General features: G+C 72.8%; 15 protein-coding genes. 4 read left to right on the top strand and 11 right to left on the bottom strand.

All coding sequences use genetic code 11. From position 1 onward, the window contains the following. Position 1 precedes the first annotated feature (1 nt). Complete coding sequence (locus D2L64_RS08550; protein WP_119574179.1) at positions 2-958, bottom strand: DUF4352 domain-containing protein; 957 nt, start codon at positions 956-958, stop codon at positions 2-4. Positions 959-1,075: 117 nt separating this feature from the next. Next, positions 1,076-1,729 carry a 4'-phosphopantetheinyl transferase family protein gene (locus tag D2L64_RS08555; RefSeq protein WP_119574423.1) on the bottom strand — a complete coding sequence of 218 codons (654 nt, stop codon included), beginning with the start codon at positions 1,727-1,729 and terminating at the stop codon, positions 1,076-1,078. A 270-nt stretch (positions 1,730-1,999) separates the two neighbouring features. On the opposite strand from D2L64_RS08555, the gene D2L64_RS08560 reads away from it, so the two are divergent. Then, positions 2,000-2,272 (top strand): hypothetical protein, encoded by a 273-nt coding sequence (locus D2L64_RS08560; protein ID WP_119574180.1) that lies wholly within the window; start codon positions 2,000-2,002, stop codon positions 2,270-2,272. 318 nt (positions 2,273-2,590) lie between these two features. On the opposite strand, the gene D2L64_RS08565 is transcribed toward D2L64_RS08560, so the two are convergent. Next, entirely contained in the window at positions 2,591-4,282 is a 1,692-nt protein-coding gene (locus tag D2L64_RS08565; protein WP_119574181.1) for a dolichyl-phosphate-mannose--protein mannosyltransferase, read from the bottom strand. A 66-nt stretch (positions 4,283-4,348) separates the two neighbouring features. Between D2L64_RS08565 and rsmI the strand changes: the two genes are divergently transcribed. Next, positions 4,349-5,218 carry a 16S rRNA (cytidine(1402)-2'-O)-methyltransferase gene (gene rsmI, locus D2L64_RS08570; protein ID WP_119574182.1) on the top strand — a complete coding sequence of 290 codons (870 nt, stop codon included), beginning with the start codon at positions 4,349-4,351 and terminating at the stop codon, positions 5,216-5,218. Between the two features lie 40 nt (positions 5,219-5,258). Here rsmI and D2L64_RS08575 read toward each other — a convergent pair whose 3' ends face one another. Next, a complete protein-coding gene (locus tag D2L64_RS08575; RefSeq protein WP_233558862.1) occupies positions 5,259-6,188 on the bottom strand; it encodes a hypothetical protein in 930 nt (309 codons plus the stop codon). Between the two features lie 159 nt (positions 6,189-6,347). Between D2L64_RS08575 and metG the strand changes: the two genes are divergently transcribed. Next, positions 6,348-8,150, top strand: a complete 1,803-nt coding sequence (gene metG, locus D2L64_RS08580; protein WP_119574183.1) for a methionine--tRNA ligase — start codon at positions 6,348-6,350, stop codon at positions 8,148-8,150. A gap of 195 nt (positions 8,151-8,345) precedes the next feature. Here metG and D2L64_RS08585 read toward each other — a convergent pair whose 3' ends face one another. Next, positions 8,346-9,197, bottom strand: coding sequence for an alpha/beta fold hydrolase (locus D2L64_RS08585; protein ID WP_119574184.1), 852 nt, complete (start codon positions 9,195-9,197; stop codon positions 8,346-8,348). Between the two features lie 78 nt (positions 9,198-9,275). Continuing rightward, complete coding sequence (locus D2L64_RS08590; RefSeq protein ID WP_119574185.1) at positions 9,276-10,520, bottom strand: hypothetical protein; 1,245 nt, start codon at positions 10,518-10,520, stop codon at positions 9,276-9,278. 75 nt (positions 10,521-10,595) lie between these two features. On the opposite strand from D2L64_RS08590, the gene D2L64_RS08595 reads away from it, so the two are divergent. Next, positions 10,596-11,498: a TatD family hydrolase gene (locus D2L64_RS08595; RefSeq protein WP_119574186.1), complete on the top strand. Its 903-nt coding sequence runs from the start codon at positions 10,596-10,598 to the stop codon at positions 11,496-11,498. 49 nt (positions 11,499-11,547) lie between these two features. Here D2L64_RS08595 and D2L64_RS08600 read toward each other — a convergent pair whose 3' ends face one another. Genes D2L64_RS08600 through D2L64_RS08620 form a run of 5 tightly spaced genes read right to left on the bottom strand, consistent with a single transcriptional unit; the run spans position 11,548 to position 16,486 of the window. Further along, positions 11,548-12,600 carry an Lrp/AsnC family transcriptional regulator gene (locus tag D2L64_RS08600; protein WP_119574187.1) on the bottom strand — a complete coding sequence of 351 codons (1,053 nt, stop codon included), beginning with the start codon at positions 12,598-12,600 and terminating at the stop codon, positions 11,548-11,550. Next, positions 12,597-13,445 (bottom strand): alpha/beta fold hydrolase, encoded by an 849-nt coding sequence (locus D2L64_RS08605; protein ID WP_119574188.1) that lies wholly within the window; start codon positions 13,443-13,445, stop codon positions 12,597-12,599. The genes D2L64_RS08600 and D2L64_RS08605 overlap by 4 nt, the downstream gene beginning before the upstream one ends. A gap of 5 nt (positions 13,446-13,450) precedes the next feature. Next, complete coding sequence (locus D2L64_RS08610) at positions 13,451-14,611, bottom strand: M24 family metallopeptidase (RefSeq protein ID WP_119574189.1); 1,161 nt, start codon at positions 14,609-14,611, stop codon at positions 13,451-13,453. Between the two features lie 7 nt (positions 14,612-14,618). Further along, on the bottom strand, positions 14,619-15,524 hold the full coding sequence (locus D2L64_RS08615) for an ABC transporter permease (RefSeq protein WP_119574190.1): 906 nt from the start codon (positions 15,522-15,524) through the stop codon (positions 14,619-14,621). Beyond that, entirely contained in the window at positions 15,521-16,486 is a 966-nt protein-coding gene (locus D2L64_RS08620; protein WP_233558863.1) for an ABC transporter permease, read from the bottom strand. Before D2L64_RS08620 ends, D2L64_RS08615 begins: the two co-directional genes overlap by 4 nt. Between the last annotated feature and the right edge of the window lie 54 nt (positions 16,487-16,540).

A 16,540-nucleotide genomic window follows, 5' to 3' on the forward strand; every position in this document is an offset into this window, starting at 1 on the left:
ACTACGGCTTCCAGGATCCGGCGGTCTCGAAACGGTGGCGGTACTCCACCACGCCGGAGGTGTCGGCGACGTCGAAGACCACTGTGCCGGCCCGCTTGCTGCCGGCCCGCAGGCCGTTGCCGGAACCGAGCGGTTCACCGCAACCGGACAGCGCGCCGATCAGACCGTTGACCGTGGCCCCGTCATCGCCCACCCACTCGAAGTAGAACGGGTTGATCGAGCTGGTGCCCTCGGTCACCGTGGCGGTCACCTCGGCGATCAGGTACCGCCCCTTCGTCGGCTTCGGCGCGAAGGCCCGGCACCCCTCGGTGACGGTGCGGAACCTCGTCACGGTGATCTCGAGGGTGCCGTCGTCGTCGTTGAGGACCAGCGTGTCGCCGGCCCGCATGTTGAACGTCTCGCCCTCTCCGGCTGGCCGGGGCGGGCTGGCCTCGGTGGGCGTGCGGCTCGGCTCGGGCACCGGGTAGGTGACCGAGGGGGTGGGCAACGCCTCGGAGATCTGCTCGGCGGTCCGGTTCAGCCCGGCGACGAGCGCGACCACCCCACCGACGCAGCAGAGCAGCGCCACGACGACCACCGCGATCACCACGATCAGGACGGTCCTGCCGCCGCTGCCGCCGGTCGGCACCGGTGGCGGCGGGCCGGGCGGATATCCCACCCCCGTCGGCGGGGGCGCGCCGGGCGGGTACCCGGCGCCACCGGGCGGGTACGGACCGGCCGGAGGGTACGGACCGCTCGGCGGGTACGCGCCGCCCGGTTGGTACGGGTCGGCCGGCGGGGTGCCCGGCGGCTGTGGCGCGCTCCACGGGCTGCCGGGGTCGGGCTGCGGCGGGGGCGCCCAGGTGCCGTCCTGCGGCGTACCGCCGGGCGTCGGCGGCGGTGCCCACGGATCGCTGGCCTGCTCGGGGTGCGGCTGGTGGGGATCCTGCGGCCCGGTTGGGGGCTGGGGGTGGCTCACCGTACTCCTCGGGCACCGTTCTGGGGACGCGAACCGTCTGACGCTAGCGCGTCGCGGCAACACCGAGCGGCCCGTGTTGACCGCCCGAGTGGTCGATGGCGGCCGGGTGGCGGGCACTCACGGCAGCAGGACGGCGGCGGTACGGACGAGGGTCGTGTCCACGGCGAAGCGACCGACGACGGTCGCGGGTGGGCGGGCGCCCGCGGCGGCGTCGATCCGGGCCGGCGCAATCCGGGCGGTGAACGTGCCGCTGTCCGGATCCACCTCCACCAGCGCGTCGTGGAAGTCCAGCCAGCTGCCGACGATCGGATGCCACACCTTGTAGACGGTCTCCTTGGCGCTGAAGAGCACCGCCGGCCAGGACACTCCCGGCGGCAGCCGGCTGCACCGCTCGTCCTCCTCGGGCAGACAGATCAGGCGGCGTACCTCCGGACTGAGTTGCCGGTGCTGCTCGGCGTCCACGCCGACCGACCGGATCTCGTGGGCACGGGCCACGGCGGCGGCGCAGTAGCCGCGGGTGTGGGTGATCGCGCCGACCGTACCCGGCGGCCAGACCGGCGACCGGTCGGCGGCGGCGGGTACGGCGACCGGCGGCAGGCCCAGCATGACCATGGCGCGCCGGGCGCAGACCCGGCCGGCGGTGAAGTCCCGCCGTCGGCTCTCCACCGCCCGGTCACTGAGGCCGGCCGCCTCTGCCGCGAGCAGGGCACCGGTCCAGTCCGGCGGCTCGGCCACCGCCACCGCGACCTCCGGTGGCAGCAGGTCACGCACGGCCGGATCCGGACAGGTTGCCTCGGTGCCGGTTGCCGGTAGCATCGACCGGCGCGGATCGGGTGGTCGGGCGCGACGGGTTCGCGCGGCGCGTCGTGGCCATGGCTGGTGAACGTACCGCAACGATGTAACACCGGAGCGTTCCCGGGCGCTGATGGTGCGCGCGGGGGCGACGGACGGGCTGATGATCGATGGCGGGTACCCACCCGCCGTCCAGGAGTGGCGGATAGGAGCGCGATGACCGGTGTTGCGGATCGCTCGGATGTCGGAGTGACCGGGGCGAGCGATGTCCCGGCGACCGCGGCGGCGTACGAGCACGCTCCGGTGACACCCGACTGGACCTGCGGCACCTGCGGTGCGGCCTGGCCGTGCGAGCCCAAACGCGACCGGTTGCTGGCCGAGTACGCGGCGGACCGGGCGATGCTCAGCGTCTACCTGGGCGCCTGTCTGGCCGCCGCCGCGGAGGACCTGCACGCCCCGGGATCGACCTCCCTGCAGGACCGGTTCCTCGGCTGGCTGCCACGCCGCCCGAAGCGCTTCTGAACGTACCCATGACGTTTTCTCGGCCGGTCACCCCGGCCTGCCGAGGGGTGGCGGGGACGGCCTGTCGCCGGTTTGCGGCGCGGTCCGCGCCGCGTAGCGTCCGCGCGGCGTCACCCAGCGACGACCTCGGCGTTGATCTCTGCCCTTGATCGCCATCGGTCGGAAATCTGACCCGGGCCGCCCCGTTGTGCCGCTGGTCATGGGTGGTTAAGCTTCTGGTGCGCGCCCCAATCGCCCGCTTCCCCCGTGGCAGGCGATCGGGGCGCGTCCTACTTTCCCGAAGGGCCCGCACGCACAGCGTGCGGGCCCTTCGGCCGATCAGATCCAGCGGCCACCCAGCCACATCCGGGCCGACCACTCGGTGTACGGGATGTTCTGGCCGACGAAGATCGGATAGAAGTACGCGAAGCAGAGCACGACGAGCACCAGGTACGCACCGACGATCACCCCACCGATCATTCGGCGGTCCCGGCTGGCCTCGTCCTCGACCCCACCGGCGGTCCGGGTGCCACTCAGCCCGGCCGGTGACGCGATGGCGCCGAGCACGTACACCACCGCCAGCACGAAGAACGGCAGCGCCGGGGCGGCGTAGAAGGAGAACATCGTCCGGCCGTCGAGGGCGATCCAGGCCCAGGGCAGGATCCCCGAGGCGGCGCCGAGCAGGATCGTGCCCGCCCGCCAGTCCCGCCGGGCCAGGCCCAGCCAGATCAGCGCCACCAGGGCGGGCAGGAACGACCACCACAGCAGCGGCGTGCCGAGCAGCAGCACCTCCTCCGCGCAGGTCGGTGCCCCGCAGCCCGCGGGCTGCACCCAGTGGAAGGCCACCGGTCTGCCCTGTAGCAGCCACTGCCACGGCCACGACTGGTACTTGTGCGCGTCGTCGAGCTGGTTGTGGAAGCCCAGCGCGGCTTGGTGGTACCGCATCAGGTTCCACAGCGGGCCGACGACCGGAGCATCGCTGAGCCCCGCCTGTGGGTACCGCTCGGCGAGCCGGTAGTAGCCCTCGTGGCTGAGTAACCAACCGGACCAGGTCGTCACGTAGGTGACCGCCATCAACAGGCCAGCGAGCACCATCGAGGGAAAGCCGTCGAGCATGGTGGCCCGCCAGGGCCGGGGCACCCCGGCCGAGCGGCGGGCGCCGACGTCCCAGAGCAGCATCAGCAACGCGAACATCGGCACGAAGAAGAGCGCGCTCCACTTCACCGCGAAGGCGCAGCCGAGCAGTACCCCGGTCGCCAACCGCCACCAGGGCCAAGTCCGCCAGCCACCCGGTGGACGGCCGGCCCGTCCCCGGGCCGTCGGATCCAGCCCCGCCTCCAGCGCCCGGGACCAGCGCCGTCGGGTGGCGTCCCGGTCGAGCACCAGCGCACCGAACGCGGCCAGTACGAAGAAGAGCAGGAAGATGTCGAGCAGCGCGGTGCGGGAGAGCACCAGGTGGAAGCCGTCGACGGCGAGCAGCAGCCCGGCGACGCAACCGAGCACCGTGGAACGGAACATCCGGCGACCGATGCGGACCAGCAGCAGCACCGACAGGGTGCCGATCACCGCCGCCGAGAACCGCCAGCCGAACTCGGGCGAGGTGGTCCAGAGGTGGCCGGGCACCGAGATGCCGTGCTCGGTGTCGGCGTAGCCGAACGCCCACTCGCCCAGGCCGATCAACCACTTGCCCAGCGGCGGGTGGACGACGTACGACGGTCCGCCGTCCTTGTAGTTCCACTCCACGCCCTTGTCGACCAGGGCCCAGGCGTCCCGCGCGTAGTAGATCTCGTCGAAGATCTTGCCTGGCGGGTGGCTCAGGTTGGCGAACCGCAGGACCGCGGCGATCGCCACCACCACCGCGGTGGCCAGCCAGGAGAACGCGTCCAACCGCGTCTCGACGGTGGCCAGCCGGCGCCGGACCGTCGCCGGCACCCCACCTCCCAGGGGAACGGTGGGACCGGTGTCGGACGGGCCGGCATCCGGCTCCGGTCGGTCCGCGCTCGCGCTGTGTGCTGTCGACGCACTCGTCACCCGGCGATCGTAGGCTGCCAACGGGCTCGGTGGCGTGCGTCGTCCCCGAATCCGGTACGACCATCGATGAAGGAGCGCATACTCGTGGGCGATATGTCCAGCCAGGGCCGCCTGGTTCTGCTCGGCGCGCCGCTGGGCAATCCCGCCGACGCCTCCGCCCGACTGCGCGACGTCCTGGGCGTCGCCGACGTGGTCGCCGCCGAGGACACCCGGCGGCTGAGCCGGCTGGCCCGCGACCTCGACGTGACCGTTGCCGGCCGGATCGTCTCCTACTTCGAGGGCAACGAGGAGCGGCGCACGCCGGAACTCGTCGAGGCGCTCGCCGCCGGACACCTCGTCGCCCTGGTCACCGACGGCGGCATGCCCAGCGTCTCCGACCCGGGCTACCGGCTGGTCCGGGCGGCCCTGGACGCCGGGATCCCGGTCACCGCGGCTCCCGGGCCCAGCGCCGTCACCACCGCCCTGGCGCTTTCCGGGCTGCCCTCCGACCGGTTCTGCTTCGAAGGCTTCCTGCCCCGCAGTCCGGGCGCCCGCCGCTCCCGGCTACGCGCCCTGGCCGCCGAGGAGCGGACGCTGGTGCTGTTCGAGGCGCCGCACCGGGTAACCGCCGCGCTGGCCGACCTGGCCGCCGCGTTCGGTGCCGACCGGCCCGCCGCGCTGTGCCGGGAGCTGACCAAGACCTACGAGGAGGTGCTCCGCCGCCCGCTCGGCGAGTTGGCCCGGTGGGCCGCCGAGGGCGCACCGCGCGGCGAGATCACCCTGGTGGTGGGCGGTGCCCCGGCGACCCCCGCGACCCGCCCGGACGACGACGCGCTGCGCGCCGCGGTGGCCGAGCGGGAGGCCGCCGGCCTGACCCGCCGGGACGCCATCACCGAGGTGGCCACCGCCTTCGGCCTGCGTCGGCGCGAGGTGTACGCCGTCGTGCACCAGAGCTGAGCGGTGTACGCCGTCGTGCACCAGAGCTGAGCCGGGCGCTTCACCAGGCGGCGATGAGGAAGCCGAGGGTGGTCAGTAACGGGCCGCCGAGCGCGGCGGTGACCGCCCAGCGGCGGGCGCGGGCACCGGGCAGCCGGGTCGCGCCGGTCCACCGGGCGATGCCGGCGGCGCAGCCGAGCACGCCCAGCAGGCCGAGCGACCAGCGCAGGTGAGCACTGACGCCCCGGTCGGCGTACGCGGTGGCGGCCTCCGGGCCGGTGACCCGGGCCGGCAGGACCGTACCGGCGGTGGCCTGCCGTTCGGTCACCCCGCTGACCCGTACCCCGTGGGTCCGGAACTGCTCGCCGGTCGCGGTGAAGATGCCCCGGCAGCGCTGGCTCAACCCGCTGCCGGTGCACTCGGTCAACACCACGGTGCCGGTGTTGGCGTGGCCGACGGCGAGCCAGAACGGCCCGGCGCTGACCCAGGCGAAGAAGGCCGCCGCCAGGCTCAACCCCACCAGCGTGGCCAGGCCCGACAGCGGATCCGGTGGGTGGTTCGCCCGTTCCCGGCGGCGTCGCACCGGCCAGGTCGGCCGCCACCGCCAGCTGCCCCGGGCGGGATCCTCCTGCCGGACCGGCGTGCCGTCCCAGTGCACCTCCTCGATCGGTGCCCAGAACGTGTCGTCGTCGTCCGGCGTACCGGCGTCGGCGGGATAGCCCCGGCGGGCCCGGCGGCCGGCCGACCGGATCGGTACCCGGCTCGGTACCGCGTCGACCGGAGCCCCCGTGGTGGGCTCCACCTCGACGGTGGCCGACGGGCGGTGGTCCGCGGCGGGTTGCTCCGGTGCGTCGGACGGCCCGGCCTCGGTCGCCCCGACGGGCACCGTCCGGGGATGCGGTGCCACCGCCTGGGTACGCGCGGCCGGATCCGGCCAGGTGTCCGTGGGGGGCCCGTCCTCGTGCTCGCGGGCGGCTCTGCTGCCAGTCACGCGGTTCATTGGACACCGCTCGCCGGGGGACACCGGGCAGCTCAGACAGCGTGTCGGCGACAAATCGGACGACCGGTCGGGCCAGGTCGGCCCGCTTCGCCGACCCGGCACTCCTATTGGTTCGCAGCCACCCGGGCCGGGTCACTAGGCTTCCTGGGCATGAGTCACGTTCTCGCGGCAGTGGCCTGGCCGTACGCCAACGGCCCCCGCCACATCGGCCACGTCTCCGGTTTCGGCGTTCCCTCCGACGTGTTCGCCCGGTACATGCGGATGGCGGGCCACGACGTGCTCATGGTCTCCGGCACCGACGAGCACGGCACCCCGATCCAGGTGCAGGCCGACGCCGAGGGGCTCACCCCGCGCGAGCTGGCCGACCGGTACAACCGGGTGATCGTGGAGGACCTGCACGGCCTGGGCCTGTCCTACGACCTGTTCACCCGGACCACCACCCGCAACCACTACGCGGTGGTGCAGGAGTTGTTCGAGGGGATGTACCGCAACGGGTACATCGTGCCGAAGACCACCATGGGGGCGATCTCGCCGTCCACCGGCCGGACCCTGCCCGACCGGTACATCGAGGGCACCTGCCCGATCTGCGGCTACGACAGCGCCCGCGGTGACCAGTGCGACAACTGCGGCAACCAGCTCGACCCGATCGACCTGATCGACCCCAAGTCGAAGATCAACGGCGAGACGCCGAAGTTCGTCGAGACCGAGCACTTCTTCCTCGACCTGCCCGCCCTGGCCGAGGTGCTGCGGCAGTGGCTGGACACCCGGGAGGGCTGGCGCCCCAACGTGCTGCGGTTCTCCCGGAACCTGCTCGACGACCTCCAGCCCCGAGCCATCACCCGGGACCTGGAGTGGGGCGTACCCATCCCGCTCGACGGCTGGCGGGAGCGCACCGACAAGCGCATCTACGTGTGGTTCGACGCGGTGATCGGCTACCTCTCCGCGTCCATCGAGTGGGCCCGCCGCTCCGGCGACCCGGAGGCCTGGCGCCGGTGGTGGTCCACGGACGCGGAAGGCAAGGACTCGCAGTCCTACTACTTCATGGGCAAGGACAACATCGTCTTCCACTCGGTGATCTGGCCCGCGCTGCTCGCCGGCTACTCCGGTGAGGGCGCCCGCGACGGCGAGCCGGGCCGGCTCGGCCGGCTCAACCTGCCCACCGAGGTGGTCTCCAGCGAGTTCCTGACCATGGAGGGTCGCAAGTTCTCCTCCTCCCGCCGGGTGGTCATCTACGTCCGGGACTTCCTCGAACGCTACGACGCCGACGCGCTGCGGTACTTCATCGCGGTGGCCGGTCCGGAGAGCAACGACACCGACTTCACCTGGGCCGAGTTCCTCCGCCGCAACAACGACGAACTGGTCGCCGGCTGGGGGAACCTGGTCAACCGGTCGATCTCGATGGCGGCGAAGAACTTCGGCGAGATCCCCGCCGTCGACCCGGCCGGGCTCACCGAAGCCGACGAGGCGCTGCTCGCGGTCGCCCGCGCCGGTTTCACCACGGTCGGTGACCTGATCGCCCGGCACCGGCAGAAGCAGGCCATCGGTGAGGCGATGCGGGTGGTCGCCGAGGCCAACAAGTATCTCTCCGAGCAGGCGCCCTGGAAGCTCAAGGACGCGGCCGACAAGCCCCGGATGGGCACCATCCTGCACGTCGCCCTCCAGGTGGTCAGCGACGCCAACACGCTGCTCACCCCGTTCCTGCCGCACTCCGCGCAGCAGGTCCACCAGCTGCTCGGCGGCACCGGCGTACACGCCCCGATGCCGGTGATCGAGGAGGTCGAGGACCTCGACGGCGGTCCCGGGTACCCGGTGCTGACCGGCGACTACACGCAGGGCGCCCGCTGGGAGTCCGTACCGCTGCCGGTCGGCCGGCCGCTCGCGGCGCCCAAGCCGGTGTTCCGCAAGCTCGACCCGTCGATCGTCGACGAGGAACTGGCCCGGCTCGGCGGTTGAGCCGAGGAACTGGCCCGGCTCGGCGGTTGAGCCGAGGAAACCGGACGGCTCGGGCGATCGAGCCGTGGCGAACCGCCCCGGCTCGGGAGATCGAGCCGGGGCGGACCGCGTGGCGGGCGCGACCCCGGACCGGGGTCGCGCCCGCCGTCGGCACCGGCCCGGCGGCGACGAACCGACGCCGCCGGGGCCGTCGAATCAGGCCCGCGCCATCGACGGCGAACCGACGAACTCCATGATCGCCCGGTTCACCTCGTTGCCGTTGGTCCACGGAATGCCGTGCGGCGCACCCTTGATGGTGACCAGTCGGCTGTCCGAGAGCATCGGCTGCAGCCGCTGACCCGTCTTCGGGTACGGCAGCACCATGTCCTTGTCGCCCTGCACGATCAGCACCGGCACGTCGATCCGCGACACGTCGGCCCGGAAGTCGGTGCCCCAGGCGTCGACCGAGTTCAGGGTGGCGATCGCCGAGGCCCGCGCGCCGATCTCCCAGTGCGCCCGGTACGCCTCCTCGCTGACCAGCTTGCCCTTGTTCTCGGCGTAGTTGAAGAAGTTGTCGCAGAACTGGGTGAGGAAGGCGAACCGGTCCTGCACGATGGCCTGCTTGAACCCGTCGAAGACGCTCACCTCCACGCCCTCCGGGTTGTCCGAGGCCTGCCGCAGGTACGGCGCCAGCGGCGCCAGCAGCACCGCCCGGTCCACCCGCTCCGAGCCGTACGCGCCCAGGTAACGGGTCACCTCACCGGTGCCCATCGAGTGACCGACCAGGATCGCGTTGCGCAGGTCCAGTTCGGTCATCAGCACGTCGAGGTCGGCGGCGAAGGTGTCGTAGTCGTACCCGAACGCCGGCTGTGCCGAGTTGCCGTAACCACGCCGGTCGTACGTGATCACCCGGTATCCCGCCGCGAGCAGCGGCCCGGTCTGCTTCTCCCAGGTCGCCCCGTTGAACGGGAACCCGTGGATCAGCACGATCGGCTGCCCGGAACCGTGGTCCTCGTAGTACAGGTCGATGGGCGCGGAGTTTTCCGTCCCGACGGTGATGAAGGGCATTTCCACTCCTACGGTCGACATCGCTGTCCGCCCCGCATTCCCGCGCCACCGACCGATATGCGCACCGCCCACCCGTGGTCAGAGGACGTACGGGTGATCCACTACCTGGTCGTCGGTCACCTCACCACCCGGCGCCCAGGTCTCGTAGACGCCCCGTTCGTGGCACTGCGCCCCGGTGACGGCCACCGCGTCCGGATCCGGCCGGCGCAGCCGCAACCGCAGCCAACCCGCCTCCTCCCGCAGCACCAGGCAGGGCACCCCACGCCAGGCCGCCAGGCGCAGCCGCCGGCAGACCCCGTCGACCGGGTACCGGGCGGCCCGGGTCAACGCCAGCACCCGGAACCCGCCGGGCAGGTCCGCCACCGCCTCGTACTCCCCACCGGCGTACGTGCCGATCAGCCGGGTCGACCGGGGCGCCTCGCCGGTCGGCACGTACTCCTGGTCCGGCGACAGGCCGGGCACCGCGGCGAGCAGGTGCCGCCACTGCGGGCCCACCATCCGCAACCAGCCCCGCTGCTCGGCCTGGTAGGCGTAGAGCACCACCTCGACCCCCTCGGCCGGGTACGCCAGCAGGGTGGCGTTCGCCGGCATCGGCAGGTCGGCGAAGTCCCGGGTGACGAACTCCGGGATCAACTGGCTGCTGCTGGGCGTGAATCCGGTGCCCAGCACGGCCGGGCCGAGCCGGTCCCGCGCACCCAACGCGGACAACCCCCGGTACGCCGTCCCGGCCGGTACGTCGTAGTCGCCCGGGTCGACGGCGCGCCACCGCAGCGCGTACGTGACATCCGCGCCGTCGCGGCCACCCCCGCCGTCGGTACGCAGCAGCGCGGTCGCCGCCGGGGTACGCAGGTGCGCCACGTCGTGCTCCCGGTAGCAGAACCCGTGCGGCAGCCAGCCCCGCACGTGACCGGCGAGCTGCCGAGCCGAGAGGATCTTCATCATCCGGGTGCCCCGGCGCACGGTCGCCGACGCGCGTACCGCCGTGACCAGCGGATCGTCCGCCGCACTCGGCTGCTGACCGAGCCGGTGCACCTCCGCCCAGCCCCGCTGGCGGTGCAACGGCACCAGCAGCGGGGCCTCCGGCTCCTCCACCGCCGCCGCCCCGTGCACGGCGGTGACCTCGGTGACGTGCACGAAACGCCGCCACGGCAGCGCCGAGTTCGGTCGCGGCGCCCACTCGAAACCGGGCACCTCGTCGGCGCTGAACAACTCGTACGCCGCGCCGCGGGCGATCTCCTCCGCCGGGTAGACCGCACCGCCGTACGCCACCCGCAGGCCGGTGCGCTCCTGCGCCGTGCCCTCGGCCCGTCCGGTGATGCTCACCGGGTCACGGTAGGACCGTCCGGCGTAGTCGAGGTGAACACCGGGTGGCGGACGGGTGGCCCGTGGAGATGTGTGATGCTGTCGCTGATGAGCGAGCCGACCGAGTCCCGCAGCCAGCGCGCGGCCCGCCGCGCCGGCGAGTTCCCACCCGCGCCCGAGCCACTGCCCCGGCCGGTGCTGGACAGCCACACCCATCTCGACATCACCGTCAGCGAGGCCGGGGTGCCGGGCGGCGGCACCGCCGACGACCCGGTCGCGGTGGCCGTCGACGTCGCCGCCGCGGTCGGGGTGGACCGGCTGGTGCAGGTCGGGGTGGATGTCGACTCCTCCCGCTGGGGTGCCGAGGTGGCCGGCCGGTACCCGGCGGTGGTGGCCACCGTGGCGCTGCACCCCAACGAGGCACCCCGGCTGACCGACCTGGACGCCGCGCTGCGCGAGATCGAGGCCCTGGCCGCCCAGGACCGGGTGCGGGGCGTCGGCGAGACGGGCATGGACCACTACCGCACCGGCGACGACGGCCGGGCCGCCCAGGAGGAGAGCTTCCGGGCGCACATCGCCATCGCCAAGCGGTACGCCAAGACGCTGGTCATCCACGACCGGGACGCGCACGCCGACGTGCTGCGCATCCTCGACGACGAGGGCGCACCGGACACGGTGGTGCTGCACTGCTTCTCCGGCGACGCGGAGTTCGCCGCCGAGTGCGTGCGCCGCGGCTACCTGCTCAGTTTCGCCGGCACCGTCACCTTCGCCAGCGCGGCTGCGCTGCGTGACGCCGCCGCGCTGACCCCCCTCGACCAGATCCTGGTGGAGACCGACGCGCCGTACCTCACCCCGGTCCCGCACCGGGGGCGGCCGAACGCGTCGTACCTGATCCCGCTCACCGTCCGGGCGCTGGCCGCCACCACCGGCACCGACCTCGACGAGCTCTGCGCCGCCATCTCGGCCACCGGCGAACGCGCCTTCGGCCCCTGGCGCTGACGCCCATCCGTCGCGGCCTGCCCACCGGGTCGAGCAGGTGCCTGGTGTCTCAGCCGCGGCGGGCGCGCGGGGTGCGCGCGGTGGCGGGTGCGGCCGGGGCGGGTGCGCCGGCCGCGTCGAGGCGACGTGCCGCCCACGGCGTGATCACGTAGCCCCGTTTGACGGTGAGCAGCTGCACCCCGGCGGTCCACGCCTGGATGCCCTCGATGCCGGCGAGGGTCTTGGTGGTGAACTCGAAGACGTCGGCGTGGCTGGGCAGGATCACCTCGCACATCAGCGACTCCTGCCCGAGGGTGGCCGCCACGTACCGCACCCCGCGCAGCGCCGCCAGCTCGCGCGCCACCGCGTCCAGCCGGGCCGGCGCCACCGACAACCAGAACAGGATCTCCGCCTCGAAGCCGAGCGCCGCCGCCGGCACCAGCGTGATCACCTGTACGCAGCCTGCCTGGTACAGCGCCTCGAAGCGGCGGCGTACCGTGCTCTCGCTGACCCCCAGACCCAGGGCGACGGCCTGGAAACTGGCCCGCCCGTCGGCCCGCAGCGCGGCCACGATCCGCTCGTCCACCTCGTCGAGGTGGTTCGCCGAGCAGTCGTGCACCGGGGGCGGCCCGGCGAGCTGCGCGGCACCGCCGAGCAGGTGCTGGCTCCACTCGTGGGTGGCCTTGTAGGTGTGCAGTTCCAGGTCGGCGACGCTGCCCTGCACCCCGGGAATGGTCTGCAACCCGTCCAGCAGCACCCCGTGCATGCTGGTGCCCTTGGGCACCAGCACCTCGGCCACCAGGTCGTAGACCCCGGTGACCAGGGCGACGAAACGCACCTCGGGCATCGCGGCGAGCGCCTGCGCGGCCGGCAGTTGGCTGCCCGGGGTACAGCGGATCCGGACGATCAGCAGGTCCGCCGGACCGCCGCCGCCGGGCTGCGGCACCGCCGCGACCTTCACCATCTCGTCGGCCAGCAGCTGCTGGGCGCGGCGCGCCACGGTGGTCACCGACGTGCCGGTGAGCTGGGCGATGTCCGTCCAACTCGCGCGGCCGTTGACCTGGAGGGCGGCGACGATGCGCCGGTCGATGGGATCGAGATCGTACATGTCGATGGGCATCATGCCGCAGTGGTCGGTAGTTCCGCCAGGAACGCGCGCACCACCGACTGGAACCTTTCCGCCTCCTCCAGCTGCGGCGAGTGTCCGGAGTGCTCGAAGACCACCAGCCGGGCGTCCGGGACCAGCGACGCGATGGTCTCGCTGCACACCACCGGGGTGATCCAGTCGTGTCGGCCGACGGTCACCAGGGTCGGGCAGCCGATCCGGGGCAGCAGCGGCTTGATGTCGTAGTTCGGCTGGTTGACGGCGAAGGCGAAGTTGTGCGTGGCGTACCGGTACGGGGTGTTCTCCACCCGCTGCCGGACCTTCGCCCAGTCGAGGTCGTGGTCGTAGAGGGGCAGGATCTCCGCCCAGCAGTCCTTCAGGTCGGCGTCGTCGCGCACCGTGCCGGACATGATCCGGTCGAGCTTCGCCCGGTCGATCTCCACCCGGGACGACGCCAGCGCGTTGCGCAGCGCCAACTCCTGGTTGACGTTGTCGGCGGCGGTGTCCCGCAGCACCAGGCCGGCGACCCGGTCCGGGTAGCGCAGCGCGTACTCCATGGCGATGAAGCCGCCGTACGACCCGCCGGCCATGACGATCTTCTCCGCGCCCGCCCAGGCACGCAGGCCGTCCACGTCGGCCGCCCACTGCTCGTGGGTGAAGGGCGGGTTGCCCTCGCTGGCGCCGGAGCCCCGGGCGTCGAAGACGATCACCCGGTACGCGTCGGCGAACGGCGCGAACGCCGCGCGCGGCTCGGCCAGCGAGCCCAGCCCGGGAGCACCATGATGGACGATCATCGTGGGTCGGTCGGGGGCGTCGCCGAGCACCTCGACGTTCAGCCGGTTTCCGTTGATCTCCACGAACATGTCAGTCAGGCTCCGATCACGATGTCGGCGAGGTCACGGGGGTATCCGGTGAGCCGGCGCGGGCCGTCCTCGGTGACCAGTACGGTGTCCGAGATGCGGTAGCCGGCGTGGCCGGGGAGGTAGATGCCGGGCTCGCTGGAGAGGACCATGCCGGGCTCCAGCACCGTGTCGTCGCCGTCGGCGACCCACGGCGGCTCGTGGAAGCCCAGCCCGATGCCGTGCCCCTGCCGGTGTCGCAGGAACTGTGCCAGCCCGGCCCGGCGGATCACGTCCAGGCAGGTGCGGTTCGCCTCCGCGCAACGGACGCCGGGACGCAGCGCCTCGGTGCCCACCTGCTGCGCCTGGCGCACCACCGAGTAGTACCGGCGCTGCTCGGCGGTGGGCTCGCCGAGCAGGAACGTCCGTTCGCTCTCCACGAACCGGCCGCCGACCGCACAGCCCAGCGAGAGCATGAACGGCTCACCCCGGCGCAGCCGGTCGCCACCGGGCAGCCGGTGCGGCTGGGCCGAGTTGGGGCCGCCGTAGACCAGCCCACCGGTGAGCATCGGCACGACCACCACGTCCTCGTGCTCCGCGTACATCATCGCCGCGCCGAACCGGGTCACCTGGGCGGCGAGTTCGGTCTCGGTGGGCAGGTCGTCGGCGCCGGTGGCGGCGGCGACCAGCCGGGCGCCCTCGGCGAGCATCGCGTCGGCGATCCGGGCCGCCTCGGTGTGCAGCGCGATCTCCTCCGGCGTCTTGCGCAGCCGCAGCCGCCCGACCAGCTCGCAGGTCACCGTCTCGGCACCGGCGAAGGCGGCGGCGACCGCGGCCACCCGACCGGTCGAGGTGGACGCCGCATGCCCGATCCGCCGGATTCCGCCCACGGCGTCGGCCAGCAGCGCGAACGGGCTGCGCTCGCCGGGAAACTCCGGGTACACCACCAGGCGGGCGGCGGCCCGCTGGTCGGCCGCGTACTCCCGCTCCAGGTCCGGCACGAGCAGCAGCACCTCGCCGTCGCGCGGCACCAGCGCCACCACCGGGCGTTCGTTGGGGAAGTGCGCGAACCCGGTCAGGTACGCCACGTCCAGCGGGTCGTCGAGCAGCAGCGCGTCGAGCCCGGCCTCGGCCAGGCCGGCGCGGACCCGGTCGTGCAGCGCGGGGTAGAAGGTGGGTGGCAGTCGCACCGGTCGGTCACCTCGTCCGGGGGTTGCGGGCGTCGTTGTACGCCACGGCGAGCAGGGTGGTGGCCACCACCAGCAGCAGGATGGCCAGGGAGGGGAAGAGCGTGGTCCACCACGCCGTGGCCAGCGATCCGGAACGCTGGGCCTGGTGCAGGATCGCTCCCCACGACCAGCTGTTCGGGTCACCCAGGCCGAGGAAGGAGAGCCCGGCCTCGGAGAGCACCGCCCTGGAGGTGGTCAGCACCACCGACACCGCGATCACCGGCGCCACCCCGGGCAGGACGTGCTTGCGAATGATCCACAGGTGCGAGCCGCCGATCACCCGGGCCGCCGAGACGTACGGCATGGGTACCACGGCCAGCCCCTGCGAACGCACCACCCGGGCCACCTCCGGCCAGCTGAACAGTGCGATCACCACGACCAGGGTCGACACGCTCGGCCCGGCCAGCGCGGCGACCAGGATCATCAGCGGCAGCACCGGCAGCGACAGGGAGAGGTCGACGATCACACCGAGCAGGGCGTCGGCGTACCGGAAGTAGGCTGCGGCGACGCCGACGAGTACGCCGATCACGATCGCCAGCACGCTGGCCGCCAGGCCCACCACGATGCTGACCCGGGTGCCCCAGACCACCTGGGCGAAGACGTCCCGCCCCAGGTCGTCGGTGCCGAACCAGTGGGCGGCGCTGGGGCCGGCGAGCACGTCCTCGCCGTACCCGCTGGGGTAGTCGGCGATCAGGCCGGCGCCGGCGGCGACCAGGATCAGCAGGATCAGCACGGCGGCGCTGGCCAGGCCGAGCGGATTGCGCCGGAACGCCTGCCAGGTCTGCTGGGCCACCGACTCCGACGGCGGGAGCGCGGCGGCGGTCGTGCCGGCGGTGGGTGTGCTGCCGGCGGCGGAGGTCCGGGAGATGGTCATGCGGTCCGTACCCTCGGGTCGAGCAGGCCGTACGCGACGTCGGTGAGCAGGTTCGCCACGATCACCGCGAAGGCCAGCATCAGGAAGGCGCCCTGGAGCACCGGGAAGTCGAGCTGGCCGACCGCCTCGAAGATGCTCCGGCCGACGCCCGGGTAGGCGTAGATGGACTCGGTCAGCACCGCCCCGCCGACCAGGAAGCCCAGTTGCAGGCCGACCAGGGTGGTGGTGGGCAGCAGCGCGTTGCGCAGCGCGTGCCGCCAGACCACCCGGCGTTGCGGCATGCCCTTGGCCCGGGCCAGCGTGCAGTAGTCCTCGCCGAGCGCGTCGATGAGCGTGCTGCGCAGCGTCAGCACGTACGAGCCGAGCTGCACCAGCACCAGCGACAGGCAGGGCAGGATCAGGTGTACGGCGATGCTGCCCCAGGCCGCCGCCCCGGTCGCGTCGCCGTCCATCGCGCCGCCGATGGGCAGCAGCCCGAGCTGTACGCCGAAGACGTACAACAGGAGGACGCCGATGCTCGGCACGAACAGCGACTGGCCGGTGATCCCACCGACCTGGATGAACCGGTCCAGGCCGCTCTTGGCGTGGGTGGCGGCGAGCACGCCGAGCGGGATGCCGAGCGCGACGGTCACCGCGAGGGCCGAGCCGGCCAGCAGCAGCGTCCAGGGCAGCCGTTCCAGCAGGATGTCCAGCACCGGCTGGTTCTGCCGGAACGACACCCCGAGGTTGCCCTGCGCGAGCTGGGTCAGGTACTCCCAGTACTGCACGCCGAGCGAGCGGTCCAGGCCGTAGTCGGCGAGCAGCTTGGCCCGCAGTTCCTCGGTCATCCCGGGGTCGGCGATGGCCAGCGCGGGGTCACCGGGCAGTAGGCGCAGCAGGAAGAAGGTGACCGTGACCGCGAACCACATGGTGAGCAGGCCGCGCAGTACGCGGTGCAGGAGAAAGCGGATGCCGGCGGGCACGGGTGCCTCCCTCGGGTGCTTCGGTGCCGGTGGTCGGATCGGTCGGGAAGTTTG

This window comes from Micromonospora radicis, assembly GCF_003583405.1.
GTDB lineage: Bacteria > Actinomycetota > Actinomycetes > Mycobacteriales > Micromonosporaceae > Micromonospora > Micromonospora radicis.

Coding starts and splice junctions, on each gene's coding strand:
- D2L64_RS08600 (WP_119574187.1), bottom strand. CDS start 12,600: ATGATGCCCATCGACATGTACGATCTCGATCCCATCGACCGGCGCATC.
- D2L64_RS08615 (WP_119574190.1), bottom strand. CDS start 15,524: ATGACCATCTCCCGGACCTCCGCCGCCGGCAGCACACCCACCGCCGGC.
- D2L64_RS08605 (WP_119574188.1), bottom strand. CDS start 13,445: ATGTTCGTGGAGATCAACGGAAACCGGCTGAACGTCGAGGTGCTCGGC.
- rsmI (WP_119574182.1), top strand. CDS start 4,349: ATGAAGGAGCGCATACTCGTGGGCGATATGTCCAGCCAGGGCCGCCTG.
- D2L64_RS08585 (WP_119574184.1), bottom strand. CDS start 9,197: ATGCCCTTCATCACCGTCGGGACGGAAAACTCCGCGCCCATCGACCTG.
- metG (WP_119574183.1), top strand. CDS start 6,348: ATGAGTCACGTTCTCGCGGCAGTGGCCTGGCCGTACGCCAACGGCCCC.
- D2L64_RS08595 (WP_119574186.1), top strand. CDS start 10,596: ATGCTGTCGCTGATGAGCGAGCCGACCGAGTCCCGCAGCCAGCGCGCG.